This window comes from Algorimicrobium echini (assembly GCF_900115185.1).
GTDB lineage: Bacteria > Bacteroidota > Bacteroidia > Flavobacteriales > Flavobacteriaceae > Algorimicrobium > Algorimicrobium echini.
This window is the reverse complement of record NZ_FOVN01000001.1, coordinates 553,707-570,146: the sequence shown is the minus strand read 5'-3', so window position 1 is coordinate 570,146 and position 16,440 is coordinate 553,707. Positions and strand designations below refer to the sequence as shown.

At 34.4% G+C, this 16,440-nt stretch carries 16 protein-coding genes and 1 tRNA gene; 7 read left to right on the top strand and 10 right to left on the bottom strand.

Annotation, left to right across the window (positions count from 1 at the left end; translation table 11 throughout):
- Positions 1-102: 102 nt before the first annotated feature.
- The gene (locus tag BM239_RS02620; RefSeq protein WP_092206086.1) at positions 103-867 is read left to right on the top strand and encodes a TerB family tellurite resistance protein; all 765 of its coding nucleotides are present in this window, start codon (positions 103-105) and stop codon (positions 865-867) included.
- Between the two features lie 56 nt (positions 868-923).
- Complete coding sequence (locus BM239_RS02615) at positions 924-1,346, top strand: hypothetical protein (protein WP_092206085.1); 423 nt, start codon at positions 924-926, stop codon at positions 1,344-1,346.
- 14 nt (positions 1,347-1,360) lie between these two features.
- Here the strand turns inward: BM239_RS02615 and BM239_RS02610 are convergent, their stop codons facing one another.
- The 6 genes from BM239_RS02610 to BM239_RS02585 all read right to left on the bottom strand — a co-directional run bounded on the left by BM239_RS02610 (position 1,361) and on the right by BM239_RS02585 (position 8,297).
- The gene (locus BM239_RS02610) at positions 1,361-2,521 is read right to left on the bottom strand and encodes a metal ABC transporter permease (RefSeq protein WP_092206084.1); all 1,161 of its coding nucleotides are present in this window, start codon (positions 2,519-2,521) and stop codon (positions 1,361-1,363) included.
- Complete coding sequence (locus tag BM239_RS02605; protein WP_262484322.1) at positions 2,514-3,596, bottom strand: metal ABC transporter permease; 1,083 nt, start codon at positions 3,594-3,596, stop codon at positions 2,514-2,516. Before BM239_RS02605 ends, BM239_RS02610 begins: the two co-directional genes overlap by 8 nt.
- Before the next feature lie 58 nt (positions 3,597-3,654).
- Positions 3,655-4,032, bottom strand: coding sequence for a four helix bundle protein (locus BM239_RS02600; protein ID WP_092206082.1), 378 nt, complete (start codon positions 4,030-4,032; stop codon positions 3,655-3,657).
- Between the two features lie 52 nt (positions 4,033-4,084).
- On the bottom strand, positions 4,085-4,858 hold the full coding sequence (locus BM239_RS02595; protein WP_177208964.1) for a metal ABC transporter ATP-binding protein: 774 nt from the start codon (positions 4,856-4,858) through the stop codon (positions 4,085-4,087).
- A 259-nt stretch (positions 4,859-5,117) separates the two neighbouring features.
- Positions 5,118-6,029 carry a metal ABC transporter solute-binding protein, Zn/Mn family gene (locus BM239_RS02590; protein WP_092206081.1) on the bottom strand — a complete coding sequence of 304 codons (912 nt, stop codon included), beginning with the start codon at positions 6,027-6,029 and terminating at the stop codon, positions 5,118-5,120.
- A 42-nt stretch (positions 6,030-6,071) separates the two neighbouring features.
- A complete protein-coding gene (locus BM239_RS02585) occupies positions 6,072-8,297 on the bottom strand; it encodes a TonB-dependent receptor (protein WP_092206080.1) in 2,226 nt (741 codons plus the stop codon).
- A 123-nt stretch (positions 8,298-8,420) separates the two neighbouring features.
- Between BM239_RS02585 and BM239_RS02580 the strand changes: the two genes are divergently transcribed.
- The gene (locus BM239_RS02580) at positions 8,421-9,077 is read left to right on the top strand and encodes a metal-dependent transcriptional regulator (protein ID WP_092206079.1); all 657 of its coding nucleotides are present in this window, start codon (positions 8,421-8,423) and stop codon (positions 9,075-9,077) included.
- 46 nt (positions 9,078-9,123) lie between these two features.
- Positions 9,124-9,543 carry a hypothetical protein gene (locus BM239_RS02575; RefSeq protein ID WP_092206078.1) on the top strand — a complete coding sequence of 140 codons (420 nt, stop codon included), beginning with the start codon at positions 9,124-9,126 and terminating at the stop codon, positions 9,541-9,543.
- Here BM239_RS02575 and BM239_RS02570 read toward each other — a convergent pair.
- The 4 genes from BM239_RS02570 to BM239_RS02555 all read right to left on the bottom strand — a co-directional run bounded on the left by BM239_RS02570 (position 9,540) and on the right by BM239_RS02555 (position 12,762).
- A complete protein-coding gene (locus BM239_RS02570) occupies positions 9,540-9,680 on the bottom strand; it encodes a FeoB-associated Cys-rich membrane protein (protein WP_092206077.1) in 141 nt (46 codons plus the stop codon). The genes BM239_RS02575 and BM239_RS02570 overlap by 4 nt on opposite strands.
- 11 nt (positions 9,681-9,691) lie before the next feature.
- Positions 9,692-11,791: a ferrous iron transport protein B gene (feoB, locus tag BM239_RS02565; RefSeq protein ID WP_092206076.1), complete on the bottom strand. Its 2,100-nt coding sequence runs from the start codon at positions 11,789-11,791 to the stop codon at positions 9,692-9,694.
- A complete protein-coding gene (locus tag BM239_RS02560; RefSeq protein ID WP_177208963.1) occupies positions 11,788-12,012 on the bottom strand; it encodes a FeoA family protein in 225 nt (74 codons plus the stop codon). The genes feoB and BM239_RS02560 overlap by 4 nt, the downstream gene beginning before the upstream one ends.
- Positions 12,013-12,090: 78 nt before the next feature.
- Complete coding sequence (locus BM239_RS02555) at positions 12,091-12,762, bottom strand: SCO family protein (protein WP_092206074.1); 672 nt, start codon at positions 12,760-12,762, stop codon at positions 12,091-12,093.
- Between the two features lie 113 nt (positions 12,763-12,875).
- Between BM239_RS02555 and BM239_RS02550 the strand changes: the two genes are divergently transcribed.
- The 3 genes from BM239_RS02550 (at position 12,876) to BM239_RS02540 (ending at position 16,383) form a co-directional block, all read left to right on the top strand.
- Entirely contained in the window at positions 12,876-14,813 is a 1,938-nt protein-coding gene (locus tag BM239_RS02550) for a M1 family metallopeptidase (RefSeq protein ID WP_092206073.1), read from the top strand.
- Between the two features lie 73 nt (positions 14,814-14,886).
- Positions 14,887-16,215 carry an RIP metalloprotease RseP gene (gene rseP, locus BM239_RS02545; protein ID WP_092206072.1) on the top strand — a complete coding sequence of 443 codons (1,329 nt, stop codon included), beginning with the start codon at positions 14,887-14,889 and terminating at the stop codon, positions 16,213-16,215.
- A 94-nt stretch (positions 16,216-16,309) separates the two neighbouring features.
- A tRNA-Asn gene (locus BM239_RS02540) sits at positions 16,310-16,383 on the top strand.
- The last annotated feature ends 57 nt before the right edge of the window (positions 16,384-16,440 follow it).

Here is a 16,440-nt window from a genome sequence, read left to right as displayed (position 1 = left end):
TATTGTCGAGACTGGATTTCGTAAACCTGAAAATCCATTCTAGAGATTAGGATTGTATTTAATAGTTTCAGGTTTTTCATAAAATAAAAAATTAGAGTTTAAATGAATTTTTCAAAATGGATAGGAGCCGCATTAGGCTGGTCGTTTGGTGGTCCAATAGGTGCTATAATTGGTATGGCTTTAGGTGGTTTAATGGATGCGTTTTCAGATAGAAAAGATTTGGAATCCGTATTCAGACAGGGTCAGCAAGGGCGAACATACAGATCGCGTGCAACTCAACCACAAACACGTTCCGGCGATTTTGAGGTTAGTTTGTTAGTCTTAGCTTCTATTGTTATAAAAGCCGATGGCAAGCAGGACCAACGCGAATTGGATTTTGTACGCCAACAGTTTTTGCATATGTATGGAAAAGAGCGTGCAAATCATGCCTTTCAGTTGTTTAAAAATATTAACAAACAAGAAATTCCTGTACAGCAAGTGTGTTTGCAAATCAGACAAATGATGGATCATCCGTCACGTTTGCAATTATTACATTTTCTTTTCGGAATAGCTAAAGCTGATGGCCATGTTACGGAAGCCGAAGTGAATAAGATTTATACCATTTCAGGTTATTTAGGTATTCGAGCTATAGATTACGAAAGCATAAAAGCCATGTTTTATAATAGCAGTGATAATGCGTATAAAATATTGGAGATTGAAAAATCGGCAAGCGTAACCGAAATAAAAGCCGCTTACCGAAAAATGGCTAAAAAATATCATCCTGATCGCGTGATTCATTTAGGAAAAGAACACCAACATGGCGCTGAAGAAAAGTTTAGGCAAGTGCAAGAAGCTTATGAACAATTGCAGAAGGAGCGTGGGTTTTAGGATTGTTTTAGTGTTGGCATCATAATTGCCACCAAGATATTCTAAACCAACACATCATGAAACAGATTCTTTTTTTCCTTGTCATACTTTTTCAAACCGCTTTATTTTCTCAATCGGAAACGGTTTCTGGCACCTATCAATTAAATTTTGAAGGTTCAAACGGTATTTGTAACGAGACACTTACGTTAAATTCAGATAGCAGTTTCGAGTTTCTTAGTTATAAAAAATTTGATGGTATGCATCCTCCAGAATCCTATACCTATGGGAAAGGGACTTGGGAATTAAAAAAGAATATTGTTTATTTCACTAATACTGAATCTGATTTAGATTCAAAACATACGTTGGATTTGAATAACACGGAAGCACGATTTAGCACAAAATCACCGAGAGCTAAATCGAGTCGTGAGATACCAACAACGTTGCGGATTTTTAAGTCTGATGTAGAATGGTTGGTTGGACGTAATTTGGTGAAGGAATAATTTTTTTCAGTTGACTAACCCCTAAACAAGAAGAAATCATCCTTCATATCTTCAATTTGTGCATCTTCGTTGGTAATGATATAATCGATGGCTTGTGTGGTGAAAATATCCCCTTTTTCGGTTAAGGAAACAAGATTGTTTTCAATGGTAATCATGTTATTTTTTTTCGCTAAATCTAAAACCGTTTTTGCACGTATTTTTTGCCAGTTAATATGTTCAGAAAGGTGATTTACATGGCGTTCACTCGCTTCAGTGTGGTTTTTTAAATGCAGTAGAAAGGTAAGGAGCGAGACTTCTATTTTTTGTTGCTTCTCTCGATGCATGACAGCAATTAATCCTTTACTAGGCGCAAACAGGTAAACGAATAAAAATAAAATTCCCAACATGGTTGTAATGGAACCGGCTATGGAAGCATCCAGCCAATGCGCTAGCCAATAGCCAGAAATAGCGCTAAACACGCCAAAAAACATGGATAATGCGAGCATTTTTTTTAAATCGGTTGTTAATAAATAGGCGCTTGCAGCTGGCGCAATCATAAGCGCCACTACTAAAATAGCACCAACAGCATCAAAGGCACCAACGGTTGTAATTGATGAAACCGTCATGAGTCCGTAATGAATAGCCACAGGTGAAAATCCTAAAGAAGCAGCCAATCCAGCATCAAACGTGCTTAACTTAAGCTCTTTAAAAAAAGCGACTAAAAGTCCAATTGTAATGAAGAGAATGGTGCCAACTACCCAAAGGGATTTTGGCCCAACATCTGTTCCTGAAATAATGAGTCTATCAAAAGGAGCGAAAGCTAATTCACCTAGTAAAACGGCATCAATATCTAAATGAATATCGTTGGCATTTTTCGCAATTAAAATGACACCAATACTAAACAATGCTGGAAAAACGAGTCCAATAGCTGTGTCTTCTTTTACCAAACCTGTTTTCTGAATTTGTTCAACTAAAACAACAGTAATAACTCCTGTTAATGCGGCTAAAAGTATGAGTAGTGGCGAATTTAAATCTTGAGTCATAAAAAAACCAACTACTAAACCTGGTAAAATGGAATGACTGATAGCATCGCTAATCATGGCCATTTTTCGTAATACTAAAAACGTACCTGGAATAGCACAGGCTAAAGCCACCAAACTAGCTATGAGTTGTATTTCAAATTGTGCGCTACTCATGTTTTGTAATTTGTTGATTGTACAAATTGGAAGCGGTTTCAAACCCTTCCTGTGTTAAGCTCCACATATTTCCTTCTAGAGTTACCAAGTTTTTATCGACTAACTTTTGAAGCGTTCCTCGGGTAAATCCTTGAAAATTATTCAGGATCTTAATGGTGTGCGGATGCGAAATATTATCGTGTGTTTTCGCAATTTGAAACATGAATGCTAGTGTTTTATGTTGTTCTAAGTCACGACGGTTTTTAATAAATCGAATTTGCCTGAAAAGTAAGCCACGACTTGGCGAAAATACAAAGGAGAATAATACAAAAACTGAAGCGACTAAAACAATAACAGGACCTGTAGATAAGTTGTTTTGACTAGCGCTAATAGCTGTTCCAAAAACTCCCGAAAAAGCGCCGAAAATAGCAGCAAGAAAAACCATAGTGCTCAAACTATTTGTCCATTGTCGTGCAGCAGCGGCAGGTGCCAACAACATAGCACTCATTAAAACCACACCTACGGTTTGCAAACCTAAAACAATAGCTAATACAATGAATGAGGTAATGAGAATATCAATAGTTTTGGTGTTGAAGCCTATGGTTTGCGCATAATCTTTATCAAATAATAGAATTTTGAATTCCTTCCAAAATAAGAGCAACACTATTAAGCATAGCCCAGTAACAATTGCCATGAGCCAAACATCACTTTCCACAAGTGTTGCTGCCTGACCAAATAAATATTTATCCAAGCCTGCTTGATTGGCATTGGGCTGTTTTTGAATGAAGGTTAATAACAGCATGCCAAATCCAAAAAACAAGGATAAAATTAATCCTAAAGCCGTATCTGATTTTAAGTGTGTTTTAGTAATAATACCACGAATCCAAAATGTTCCTATTAAGCCACTAACTAAAGCACCAAGTAATAAGGTATTACTGTCTTTGGCTCCTGTAATTAAAAATGCAATGGCTATTCCTGGTAAGGCAGCATGCGAAATAGCATCACCAAGTAAACTTTGTTTTCGCAATACAGCAAAACTTCCTAGCATACCAGTTACGGCACCAAGAATTGCGGTTCCAAGTGTTATGGTGCGCAAGGTGTAGTCGTTGATGAGGAGTTCTATGTATTCTAGGAAGTTTATTAGCGGATAGTTTTTAGAGGTTAGTTTTTTTAATTTTAAGATATTTTTGGAGGCTTGTTATCATTTTGGATAATTCAACAAGTTTTAGTCTTATCCCCGAATCAACATCTTCAGAAATATAATTTTGACGTTTTGAAATAGTAGAACAAACCACACATTCATTAACAGAATCTAAAGCCATTTGGAGAAATCGATTAAACTGTTTGTCGGTGTCAGATGATCCTTCCGCAATATTTAGAGCAATTGAAACTGCTGCACGCGTAAATTGTGAGGAAAGAGCAAATCGTTCTGCATTTGGAAATTTTTCACATGTTTTATATGTTAAGTCTATAAAGTCTAAAGCTTTATCATAAACCTTTAAGTCTTCAAATTTAAATTTCGATTTTTCCATATAATTAAATTAGTTTTCTAACCACTAACCACTAACCACTAACCACTAACTACTATTTCTGAATACTAACTTTATAATTAATACCGTATGTTTTAGTCAAATTATCATCATTAAAAATATCTTTAACAGGACCTGTAGCAATTTTTTTCACATTTAAGAAAGTCACCCAATCAAAATATTCTGGAACGGTTTGTAAGTCGTGATGAACAACTATAACTGTTTTGTTGGCTTTTCGTAAAGCTTTTAGGATGTTAATGATAGCAATTTCGGTTGTGGCATCGACACCCTGAAAAGGTTCATCCATAAAATAAATAGACGCATCTTGAACGAGTGCTCGTGCTAAAAAAATACGTTGTTGCTGACCTCCAGATAGCTGACTAATTTGTCGGTTTTTAAAGGCTAACATTCCAACCTGCTCCAAGGCTTCTAAAGAGGCTTTTTTCTCTTTTTGACCAGGCCGTTTTATCCAACCCAAACTGCCATAAGTTCCCATCATAACAACATCTAAAGCAGTGGTTGGGAAGTCCCAATCTACGCTACCTTTTTGAGGAACATAGGCTACTAAATCGCGCTGTTGTTTATAGGGCTTACCATAAATACTTATGCTGCCAGCAATGGGTTTTAAAATTCCTAAAATAGCTTTAATAAGCGTAGATTTTCCGGCGCCATTTGGGCCAACAATAGCCATAAGTACGCCTTCTGGAATTTCTAAATCAATATCCCAAAGTACGGGTTTGTAGTTGTAGGCAACGGTGAGGTCGTCTATTTGAACGGCCATGACGCCCGACGGGTCCGTTATGTTTTTATTTTCGTTTGGTTGTTTCATAAATTTATTTCTGTTCATTTTGTCTTGATACAAAACGAACCAAAAAATCATTATCAAAATTAGGAAATCACTAAAGAGCCATTCGTTTTCGAATCTTTATGTTTGAAGCTGCGCTTCGCAATTACGTTTTTTTACTCATTATTTCTGAATTTTGATGGTCAATTCTACGAATTGATATGGGAATTTCACCTTACTTTTTTTTTAATTCTTTAAATCTCTTTAATCAAAATAGGACTTGAATACTCATAATTCACTTTTATTACTTGAGCGCATTCACTATGGTATTCACATTATACCTAAACATCCCAATATAAGTTCCTTCCTCTGTACCTGCATTTCCTAACGCATCCGAATATAATGTGCCACCAATTTGTACATCAAACCCTTTATACTGGACGGCTGCTTGAAGTGCTTCAATAGTACGTTTTGGTACAGAACTTTCTATAAAAATAGCCTTAACTTGTTTGTCAATAATAAAGGTAGCTAGATTTTGAACATCTTGAACACCAGCTTCGGTAGCAGTTGACAATCCTTGAAGTCCAACCACCTCAAAACCATACGCTTGACCAAAATAATTAAATGCATCATGAGCTGTAACTAGAATTCTTTTGTTTTCAGGTAGTGTTTTGATTACGGATTTTATATGAACATTTAAAGCTTGTAATTTGTTGAGGTAATCTTCGCCATTCTTTTTAAATATGGCTTGATTTTCTGGATTCGCTTCTGATAATTTCTTAACAACAAATTGTGTAATTAATTCCCAATTAGTCACATCAAACCATATATGAGGATCATAATTAGAGGCAAAATATTCAGATCCAATTAGGGTTTTCTTATCTAAAGTATCTGAAACTGCTATGGTGTTTATATTTTGGCTACCCATTTTTTCAAAGACTTCAACGAGCTTGCCTTCCAAATGCAATCCGCCATAAAAAATAACATCCGCACGTGCAATTTTATTAACATCGCCTTCACTAGCTTTATATAAATGCGGATCTACTCCGCTTCCCATTAAGCCTTCTACAGCTATATAGTTGCCACCTATATTTTGAACCAAATCGGTAATCATGGTTGTGGTGGTAACCACTTTTAATTTAGAATTGGTTTCATTTCCGTTTTTACATGAAATAATACCCATTAAAATTACAGCAATAAAAACTAATTTTTTCATAAGTCTAAAATATAGTTGCGAAGGTACTAAAAAAATAGAAATTTAACGTAGTTTATAACGAATACCAAAGAAGAAACGAATACCTTGATTTGGTCCATAAACATAGGAAGGGTCGAATGTTAATGCGTAGGGATTTTCTGGCGTTGCAATGGCATTTCCGTTAGTATCGAATTGTACGTTTTTATCAAACGGATCATTAGCACGTGCAATTATGAATGGATTTCCTTTATTTGGTGTCCAGTCTAGTACGTTTTTTATACCGCCATAAAATTCAAAATTGGTAATTCCATCATAGGTTAATTGGATATTTTGAATACTCCAAACTGGTGAATATTCTTCCCGTGGATCTAAATCACCTAATAGCGGTAAACGCATAGGACCGTATAAATTTCCTGTGTAATCTAGCGTTAAATTTGTTGGATAATTTTTATAACTAAATGACCACACACCCGAATAACTTTCGGTTAAAATTTGTTCGGTTCGGATGCCATTTTCATTTTGTGAAACATCTTGCCAAGTTGCGCCAAATGAAGCCGAAATACCACTACCAAATGTGGCATCAACACTTAAACTAACACCTTTAGATGTGGAATAACCATTTAGGTTAGAATATATAATTTGGTTTGGATTACTGTCATAATCGGGAATGATGGCATTTGTGAAATAGGTATACCAAACCGAGGTATCAAACGTAAATAACATACCATTTTTCGAGTATATTTTTTTTAAATAATTTAAAGTAATGTTATAAGATTGTTCGGGTTTTAAAGCTTCCTCAATAATAACATCTCGCGCGCCAGTAAGTGCAGCATGTTCTTCAGTGAAAAGATTAACAACACGGAAGCCAGTTCCAGCATTTAATCTAATAATATCATTTTCTGTTGGTTTGAAACGGTATGCTAAACGTGGTGTAAAAATATTGCCATGACGTTTATCATAATCATAGCGCAAGCCTAAAAGTAAGCTTTGTATCCTACCGAAGTTAATTTCATCTTGTATAAATAACGAAGGAATAGTCACTTGGTCCGCATGAATTGTAGCGGTTGTATTATCATTGTAATAATTATAGCGAAGAGCTGCACCCAATAAAAAGTCATGATTTTTAACCTGTTTATCCCAAATAAATTGCCCAAAACCAATACGTTGTTGTGCTAAATATGGGATGTTACCATATACAGAGTTTTGGTCATGATTAGAATAAGAAAATTGAAATAAGATATCTTCAACAGTAGGTAATTGATAGTCGCCAATTAACTCGAAACGAGAGGTGTAAATACTTTCGCCATAAACATCGCTAGTGCCTCTGTAGTTTTTGTTCCAATTCATTTCACCTCCCCAACGATCTTCGTAAAAGTATCGACCTGCTAAAGAAAATTTCCGATTATCTTTACGCTTAAATCGCCATTTTTGAAAAATAGAAATTCGGTTTTGAAGGGTCACGTCCGTAAAATTATCGTTGTTGTTATCTATAGGATTATTATAATTAAAATAATTAGTACCGAAAAGTAACGTGGTTTTTTTACCTACTTTAGTTTTAAAACCAACATCTAGGTTCCATTCTCCCCAAGAATTAATATTACTATCAACAAAAAATACTGGTGCATTTTCAGGAAGTTTGGTAATGATATTAATTAAACCTCCAACAGCTTCACTTCCGTATAAAGATGAAGCAGGACCTTTTATTATTTCGACTTGCTCGATAAGTGAATTTGGAATTCCAGATAAACCATAAACTGTAGATAAACCACTAACAATAGGCATTCCGTCAATTAAAACCAATGTATAAGGTCCTTCAAGGCCATTTATATGGATGTCTCCTGTATTGCAAATGTTACAGTTTAATTGTGGCCTGACACCGTTAACATTTTGAAGTGCTTCAAAAACATTTGGTGTTGGATTCTTCTTAAAAAATGTGGCTGTATATATTTCAACTGGTACGGCACTTTCTAATTTAGAAACAGCTTTCATAGTACCAGTAATGACGACTTCATTTAATAATTCACCACTTTTTAAATTAAAATGGACGGTTATGTTTTTATTCGAAATTAGAATTCGTTTTCGTATGGTTTCATGGCCAGTAAAGGATGCAACCAAGGTATAATTACCAGGATACACGCCCTCTATTGTAAAACTACCATCATTTCTTGTAGTGGTTCTTAAGGTGGTGTTTTCTAGAAATACATTAGCGTAAGGCAAAGACTCACCTTCAGAGCTTACCAATCCACTAATACTGAAGTTGGTTTGTGAAAAACTTGTAAAGGACAACATCAAAACAACAATAATTAGTCTCACATTAAATATATTTTACACAAATATAAATAAATATTTAGATTAGACTAAAAATATATTTAAAAAGTATAATACTGTATATTTGTTAGATAACTTATTTTTATGATTACGTTAACGGAAGAAAATTACATTAAAGCTATTTATCATTTAGGTAAACAGGGTCGCGAGAATGTGAACACCAATGCTTTAGCTGAAGCAATGAATACAAAGGCATCATCAGCTACCGATATGATTCGTAAATTAGCGGAAAAGGATTATGCAAATTATAAAAAGTATAAAGGTGTAACGTTAACGGAGTCGGGTAAAGACATAGCAATTAATATTATTAGAAAACACCGACTTTGGGAAGTTTTTTTAGTTGAGAAGTTGAATTTTACGTGGGATGAGGTTCATGAATTAGCTGAACAATTGGAGCATATTAAATCGCAAAAATTAATTGATGAATTGGATGCATTTTTAGGCCATCCAACTCATGATCCGCATGGAGACCCAATTCCTGATAAAAATGGCGAGTTTACCTTTGTTGAAAAAATAGTGTTATCGCAAGCTCAAGAACACCAAACGTATAGTTGTTTGGGTGTAAATGATAGTTCGACAGAGTTTTTACAATACTTAAACAAGAATGACATTGGTTTAGGGTCTACTATTGAAGTCGTGCATATTGAACCTTTTGATAAATCCATCAATATTAAGGCAAATGGGAAACTATTAACGGTTTCACAAAGTGTGGCCAAAAATTTATACTTAAAAAAGCTTTAAAAACTTGCCTAAATTCTAAATGGAAATTTAAAAAATTTTAAAAACGATGTTGAAAAAAGGCCTCTGCAGTTTGTGTTTAATATTAGGTTTTATTGGTTTTTCGCAAGAAAAAGTAAAAGTAGAAACACCGTTAATTCTAAAAAAATTGTTCTATAAAGACAGTGTAATGGTAAACAATTATGTCGTAAAGTTTAGTGATGTTGTTACAGATTCACGCTGTCCAAAAAATGTGACCTGTGTTTGGGCTGGCGAAGTCGTTTTTAAACTAGAAGTTATTAAAAACAAAACACGAATTAATATTCAAACTTTCAAAATTCCACCAACAAGTTATACCATTCAGGAGCGTAAAACTTTAACTATTGAAGGTGAAGAATTGCTTTATCTATATAATGTTTTGCCATTTCCAGAAGCTGACAAGAACATAGAAAAGACAGATTATTATTTGCAATTTTCTGGTGTAAATTAGTGGCAACCACAACCATCATCGCCACCGCAATTTTTAGATTTCCCCTTTTTAGGATGCCAAATAAATTTCCTAATCAAATATAATATGGCCAGACCTAGAATGGTAAAAGCTATTATATTTTGAATAGTTAACCCCATTTTTTAGAATATTATTTTAATAATTGATAGGCAATTAAAGCCACCACATAGGCAAAAGCTGTCATCACTACCAGTTGCCAAGCTGGCCATTTCCAGCTGTTGGTTTCACGTTTTACAATAGCTAGCGTGCTCATACATTGCATGGCAAATGCATAAAATAGTAGGAGTGAAATTCCAGAAGCAAAATTAAATAACGGACCACCTAAAATAGGATTAACCTCACCAGCCATTCGGTTTTTAATAGTTTCTTCCTCATCGCTTCCTACGTTGTAAATAGTGGCTAATGTACCAACAAATACTTCACGTGCCGCAAACGAACTGATTAGTGCGATACCTATTTTCCAGTCGTAACCTAATGGGCGAATGGCAGGTTCAATAGCCCGACCTGTAATACCAATATACGAGTGTTCTAATTTGTAGGAGTCTATATGTTGTTCTATTTCAGTATCTGTTAAATCTTCATTAGCATATTGTTCGGTAACAATGGCTTCGGCATTATTGAAGTTTTCGCCAGGACCATAAGAGGCTAAAAACCATAAAACAATAGATATAGCCAAAATAATTTTACCCGCACCAAATACAAACGACTTTGTTTTTTCTAGAACCGTTATGGCTACATTTTTAAATAAGGGTAATTTGTAATTAGGCATTTCAACGACAAAAAACGTTTTACTTTTTATTTTTAAAACCTTATTTAAAATCCAAGCAGACCCAACTGCTGTCCCAAAACCTATTAAATATAAAAGCATCAATGTCAATGCTTGAAAGCTCAGCCCTAGAAAACGACCTTCAGGTATAACAAGTGCAATGATAATTAAATACACAGGTAACCTTGCCGAACAAGTGGTAAATGGTGTAACTAAAATAGTAATTAAGCGCTCTTTCCAACTTTCAATATTTCGGGTTGCCATAATTGCAGGAATGGCACATGCAGTACCAGAAATTAAAGGAACAACACTTTTTCCACTTAATCCAAATCTTCGCATTACCCGATCCATCAGAAAGACTACGCGACTCATATAACCACTTTCTTCTAAAACGGAAATAAATAAAAATAAAAAGGCAATTTGTGGAATAAAAATAACAATGCCTCCAATACCTGGGATGATTCCTTCAGAAATTAAATTGGTTAATGTGCCTTCTGGCATAACGTTTTTTGTCCATTCACTTAAAGCAGCAAAAGAGCTATCAATAAAATCCATGGGTACACTGGACCAGTCATAAATAGCTTGAAAAATAGTTAATAAAATAATCCCAAAAATAGCATATCCCCAAACTTTATGGGTTAGAATGCGGTCTAAACGAATGCGTAAATCTTTAGCAGAATTTAAATCAATAGTCTGACCAGTTTTTAGGATGTTATTAATAAACTGATACCGTTTTATAGTTTCTTTTTGTTGAAGGCGCTTTAAATCCGTATTTGTCTTGGTTTTAAAATCGGCTACAGCGTCAATGGTATTTCTATCCATTTTCCCAAAGTTCACATCTTGTGTAATAACCAACCATAATTTATATAAAAGTTGATTTGGGAATGCTTTTTGTAAATTATTAAAATAGTCTTTGTCAATTTCTGAAGCATTTAAGCACGGATCAATTGACAGGTCTTTATAGTTGGAGATTAAATCTTTTAGGCCAGAAATACCTTGCTTTTTTCGGGTGCTTACCAGAGCAATTTTAGTATTTAAATGCTCTTCTAAATACGGGATATCCAGACTGATACCCTTGTAATCCATCCTGTCTGCCATATTTATGACCAATATGGTTGGGATTTCAAGGTCCTTAATTTGAGTAAATAGTAAGAGGTTGCGTTTAATGTTCTCGACATCGCAAACTACAACAGCTACATCAGGGAAATCCTTATCGTTTTTATTTAGCAGTAATTCAATAACCACATTTTCATCTAGAGAGGAGGCATTTAAGCTATACGTGCCTGGTAAATCTATAATATGGGCTTTAACACCACGCGGAAGTTTACAAATTCCTTCTTTTTTTTCAACCGTAATACCTGGGTAATTACCTACTTTTTGGTTTAAGCCTGTTAAGGCATTAAAAACGGATGTTTTTCCAGTATTCGGATTTCCTATTAAGGCAACATTGATTTGCTTACTCATCTAGAAATTTCTATTTGAATGTGAATGGCGGTTTCTTTACGAATAGCCAAATGACTTCCATTAATATTTAAATACATAGGATCAGCAAAAGGGGCCACTTGAACAAGTTCTACTGTGTTTCCAGGAAGACAACCCATTTCCAATAGTTTTAAAGGGATGTGTATGGAAGACACATCGACAATAATGCCTATTTCACCACGTTTAATTTCTGCTAAAGTCACCTGTACGCTTATTTAGATTGATTTTAAAGAAGCAAAAATAATGTAAAAAGTTAGGGTAAAAAAATTGTACTTATAAAACTATTCAGAATCTTTCTTTAGTTTTTGAATATCAGCAATTAAGCGTTTAATTTCTTCAGGATTTGTACCATCGTAAAACCCACGAATTTGGCGTTTTTTATCAATTAGCATGAAGTTTTCTGTATGAATCATATCATAAGGGTCAAAACCTTCCACATCTTTAACGGCTAAATAGCTTTTTCTTGCTAAATCATAAATTTGTTTTTTGTCGCCTGTAACTAAATTCCAACGAGTATCATCAACACCCTTTTTTAAGGCGTATTTTTTTAATTGCGGTACCGAATCAATTTCTGGTGTAACCGTATGTGATAGAAGCATAACTTCTGGGTCATTTTTTAATTCTTTTTGTATATAAACCATATGATCCGTCATGATAGGACAAATGGTTTGGCAAGTGGTAAAAAAGAAATCTGCTACATAAATTTTGTCCTTGTAATCTGCTTGTGTAATGGTTTTTCCATTTTGATTGGTTAAGCTAAAATCGGCAATTTTATGATATTTTTTTTGGTGTTGAATTGTGCTATCCACCAATTCAAAATTCACCATAGCGGGTTGGTAAATGGGTAACGGTTTTTCAACATCTAGTATATTGTATATAATGGTTACAATTATTAGGGAAATAATAAGAAAAACGATAGCAAAATACTTGTAGTCTTTAAAAAATGACAACATAACTAATGGTATTATAGGGGTTTAGATATACAATTCTCTTGCAAAATTACAACAGAATAGAGATTTAAGTGGTATTTTTAACAATCAATTTTTTTTTCAGTAAAAACACCTTTATGAAACCTTACTTATTCGCGCTATTATTTTTAATATCGACACCTTTTATGGCTCAAGATTATTTAAAATCTTTCACTAAAATACAAGAAGCAGAGGCTAAAATGGCACTTAAAAAAATGCGCCAACGTTTTAGCTTAAATACTGGTGATTATGATGTTAAATACCACCGATTAGAGTTGTCAGTAGATCCTGATGTAGCATTTATATCTGGCGATGTTACTACTTATTTTGAAGCAAAAGAAGCTTTATCAGAAATCACCTTTGAATTAACTGATAATATGACGGTTTCGCAAGTTACTCAACGTGGTGTTTCTTTATCTTTTGTCCATAATTCTGATGATGAGGTAGTCATTACTTTGCCACAAGTTCAAAATATAAATGTTTTGGACTCCTTAACCATTTCATATTCAGGAAACCCTGAAAGTTCTGGTTTTGGTTCTTTTGAACAAGCAACCCACAATGGAACACCTGTTATTTGGACACTTTCAGAGCCATTTGGTGCTAAAGGATGGTGGCCATGTAAGCAGGATTTAATCGACAAAATAGACTCTATAGATGTGTACTTAAATACACCACAATTTACACCTAATAATGAAGAGTATATTGCAGTTTCAAACGGATTGGAAATTAGTCAAACCTTAACGGGAAATTCTAAAACAACTAGGTTTAAGCATAATTATCCAATTCCTGCATATTTAATAGCTATTGCGGCTACCAATTATACAGTTTATTCTCACGAAGTAGCCAATAACGGGACTCCGTTCGATATTGTAAATTATGTGTATCCTGAAGATTTAGCCTATGCGCAAGCTAGCACACCAATTACAGTGGATATTATGAATGTTTTTGCTACGCTTTTTGAAACCTATCCGTATGCAAATGAAAAATATGGTCATGCACAATTTGGTTGGGGAGGCGGTATGGAGCATACCACGGTTTCGTTTATGGGTAGTTTTGGACAGAACTTGGTGGCTCATGAATTGGCACATCAGTGGTTTGGTAACAAAATAACCTGTGGTAGTTGGAAAGATATTTGGTTAAATGAGGGATTTGCTACCTATTTAACTGGCTTAGCCGTAGAAAATTTAAATGGTAATGCAAATTTTACAGCTTTTAAACAAGATCGTATTAATTCTATTGTTTCACAACCTGGTGGCGCGGTATATTTAGCTGATTCTGATACAACGAGTGTTAGTCGCATATTTAGTAGTCGGTTAAGTTATAATAAAGGCTCCATGGTTGTACATATGCTTCGGAAAAAACTTGGAGATGAGACTTTTTTTCAAGCCATGCGGAATTATTTAAGCCATCCAGATCATGCATATGGATATGCCAAAACAGCCGATTTTATAAACATCGTTGAGACGACATCTGGTGATGATTTAACAGCGTTTTTTAACGATTGGGTATACAATCAAGGTTACCCAACCTATACATTAACATGGAATCAACCATCCTCAAACTCGGTGTTTTTTAATTTATCGCAAGTGCAAAGTCACGCATCTGTGGACTTTTTTGAAGTACCCGTTCCTGTCCGACTTATTGGTGTCAATGGTGAAACGCAAGATGTAATTTTAAATAACACCTATAACAACCAAGATTTTCTAAAACCAGTTAATTTCACCGTTGCCGATGTTCTTTTTGATCCTGAAAGCGATATTATATCTAAAAATAATGAGGTAACACTCTCTACAGAACCATATAATAGTGTTTCAGACATCACGCTACATCCAAATCCGACATCCCATATTATATACCTAAAAAAACCAGAAAATTTACAGATTCAACAGGTTAAAATATATAATGCTTTAGGACAACTTTTGGAAACTAACGTATGGACTTCACATATAGATATTTCTCGCTTTGCAACTGGCATATTATTTGTTAAGTTTGAAACTGCTAACGGTTTAATTAACAAAACCGTGTTAAAAAAATAGCAATAACCCTCTTATAGTTTTCTAAATGGTGTTAAAACACTACTTTTGTGCGCTATAAAAAGAAGAAACTCTTATGACAATTATATTAATTAAGGCAGCACAATTATTTTTAAGCCTGTCTATACTTATTGTTTTACACGAATTAGGTCATTTTATTCCGGCAAAGTTATTTGGAACACGTGTAGAAAAGTTCTATCTGTTTTTCGATATTAAGTTTTCACTATTCAAGAAAAAAATTGGGGATACCGTTTACGGAATAGGATGGTTGCCATTAGGTGGTTATGTAAAAATTGCTGGAATGATTGATGAAAGCATGGATAAAGAGCAAATGGCACAACCACCACAGCCATGGGAATTTAGAACCAAGCCAGCATGGCAACGTTTAATCATTATGCTTGGCGGTGTATTCGTGAACTTCGTATTAGGATTTGTTATCTATATGATGATTTTATTTGTTTGGGGAACGGATTACTCTACAAAAGATGATATAAAATATGGTTTTGGAGTTACTAAAACCATGGAGCAATACGGTTTTCAGCAAGGTGATAAAATTGTTTCAGTAGATGGCCAACCGTTTTCTGAAGTAACTGACATCAACTCTTATTTACTTTTTAGAGATATTAATGAAATTCAAGTAGAACGCGCTTCTGGAACGACTGAAAATTTAAAAATCCCAGACGATATAGGGACACAATTATTTGAAGCAGGCGATTTGCCCGCATTAACACCACGTTCACCATTTAAATTAGATTCTATAACGCCTAATTCTCCAGCAGAAAAAGCTGGACTTTTAGTGACGGACAAATTGGTAAATATTAATGGAACTGAAATTAATTACTTGTCGGATTTATCCTATATGCTAAAAAATACAAATAGTTCAGAAATGAATTTAGTTGTAGAACGCAATGGCGAGAACAAAACTTTAAAAATAACACCAAATGAAGATTTTACTATTGGTGTTGTTACAAGAGCAACAGACTCAAACTATATTGCTTTTAATCATAAAGAGTATTCTTTTGGAGAAAGTATTACTAAAGGCGCTTCATTAGGTTATTGGACCATTAAAGACTATTTAGCACAGTTTAAGTATATATTCACTAAAAAAGGAGCCGCTCAAGTAGGAGGCTTTGCAGCTATTGGAAATATGTTTCCACCATCGTGGAATTGGAAAGCGTTTTGGGCTATCACGGCATTCCTATCCATAATGCTTGGTGTTTTAAATTTATTACCAATTCCGGCTTTAGATGGCGGTCACGTTATGTTTTTAATTTATGAAATAATTTCAGGTAGGAAACCAGGTGATAAATTTATGGAATACGCCCAACTTGTTGGTTTTATACTACTTATATCCTTGGTGTTGTTTGCCAATGGCAATGATATTTACAAAGCAATTTTTGAATAATTGCAGAGATAAAAATTTTTTTTACAAAAAATCTAATCTTGTTTTGTAGTAATTAAAAATATATATATATTTGCGCTCGCAAACGCGATAACACTCCTCCTTAGCTCAGTTGGTTAGAGCATCTGACTGTTAATCAGAGGGTCCTTAGTTCGAGCCTAAGAGGAGGAGCAAGTTAGACAAAGCCTTTACAGAAATGTAAAGGCTTTTGTTTTTTAGGTAGGTTAA

What these genes read in the sequence shown, in the direction of transcription:
- BM239_RS02620 (WP_092206086.1), top strand. Translation starts at nt 103, where the DNA reads ATGAATTTTTCAAAATGGATAGGAGCCGCATTAGGCTGGTCGTTTGGT.
- BM239_RS02615 (WP_092206085.1), top strand. Translation starts at nt 924, where the DNA reads ATGAAACAGATTCTTTTTTTCCTTGTCATACTTTTTCAAACCGCTTTA.
- BM239_RS02610 (WP_092206084.1), bottom strand. Translation starts at nt 2,521, where the DNA reads ATGAGTAGCGCACAATTTGAAATACAACTCATAGCTAGTTTGGTGGCT.
- BM239_RS02600 (WP_092206082.1), bottom strand. Translation starts at nt 4,032, where the DNA reads ATGGAAAAATCGAAATTTAAATTTGAAGACTTAAAGGTTTATGATAAA.
- BM239_RS02595 (WP_177208964.1), bottom strand. Translation starts at nt 4,858, where the DNA reads ATGAAACAACCAAACGAAAATAAAAACATAACGGACCCGTCGGGCGTC.
- BM239_RS02590 (WP_092206081.1), bottom strand. Translation starts at nt 6,029, where the DNA reads ATGAAAAAATTAGTTTTTATTGCTGTAATTTTAATGGGTATTATTTCA.
- BM239_RS02585 (WP_092206080.1), bottom strand. Translation starts at nt 8,297, where the DNA reads ATGTTGTCCTTTACAAGTTTTTCACAAACCAACTTCAGTATTAGTGGA.
- BM239_RS02580 (WP_092206079.1), top strand. Translation starts at nt 8,421, where the DNA reads ATGATTACGTTAACGGAAGAAAATTACATTAAAGCTATTTATCATTTA.
- BM239_RS02575 (WP_092206078.1), top strand. Translation starts at nt 9,124, where the DNA reads ATGTTGAAAAAAGGCCTCTGCAGTTTGTGTTTAATATTAGGTTTTATT.
- BM239_RS02570 (WP_092206077.1), bottom strand. Translation starts at nt 9,680, where the DNA reads ATGGGGTTAACTATTCAAAATATAATAGCTTTTACCATTCTAGGTCTG.
- feoB (WP_092206076.1), bottom strand. Translation starts at nt 11,791, where the DNA reads ATGAGTAAGCAAATCAATGTTGCCTTAATAGGAAATCCGAATACTGGA.
- BM239_RS02555 (WP_092206074.1), bottom strand. Translation starts at nt 12,762, where the DNA reads ATGTTGTCATTTTTTAAAGACTACAAGTATTTTGCTATCGTTTTTCTT.
- BM239_RS02550 (WP_092206073.1), top strand. Translation starts at nt 12,876, where the DNA reads ATGAAACCTTACTTATTCGCGCTATTATTTTTAATATCGACACCTTTT.
- rseP (WP_092206072.1), top strand. Translation starts at nt 14,887, where the DNA reads ATGACAATTATATTAATTAAGGCAGCACAATTATTTTTAAGCCTGTCT.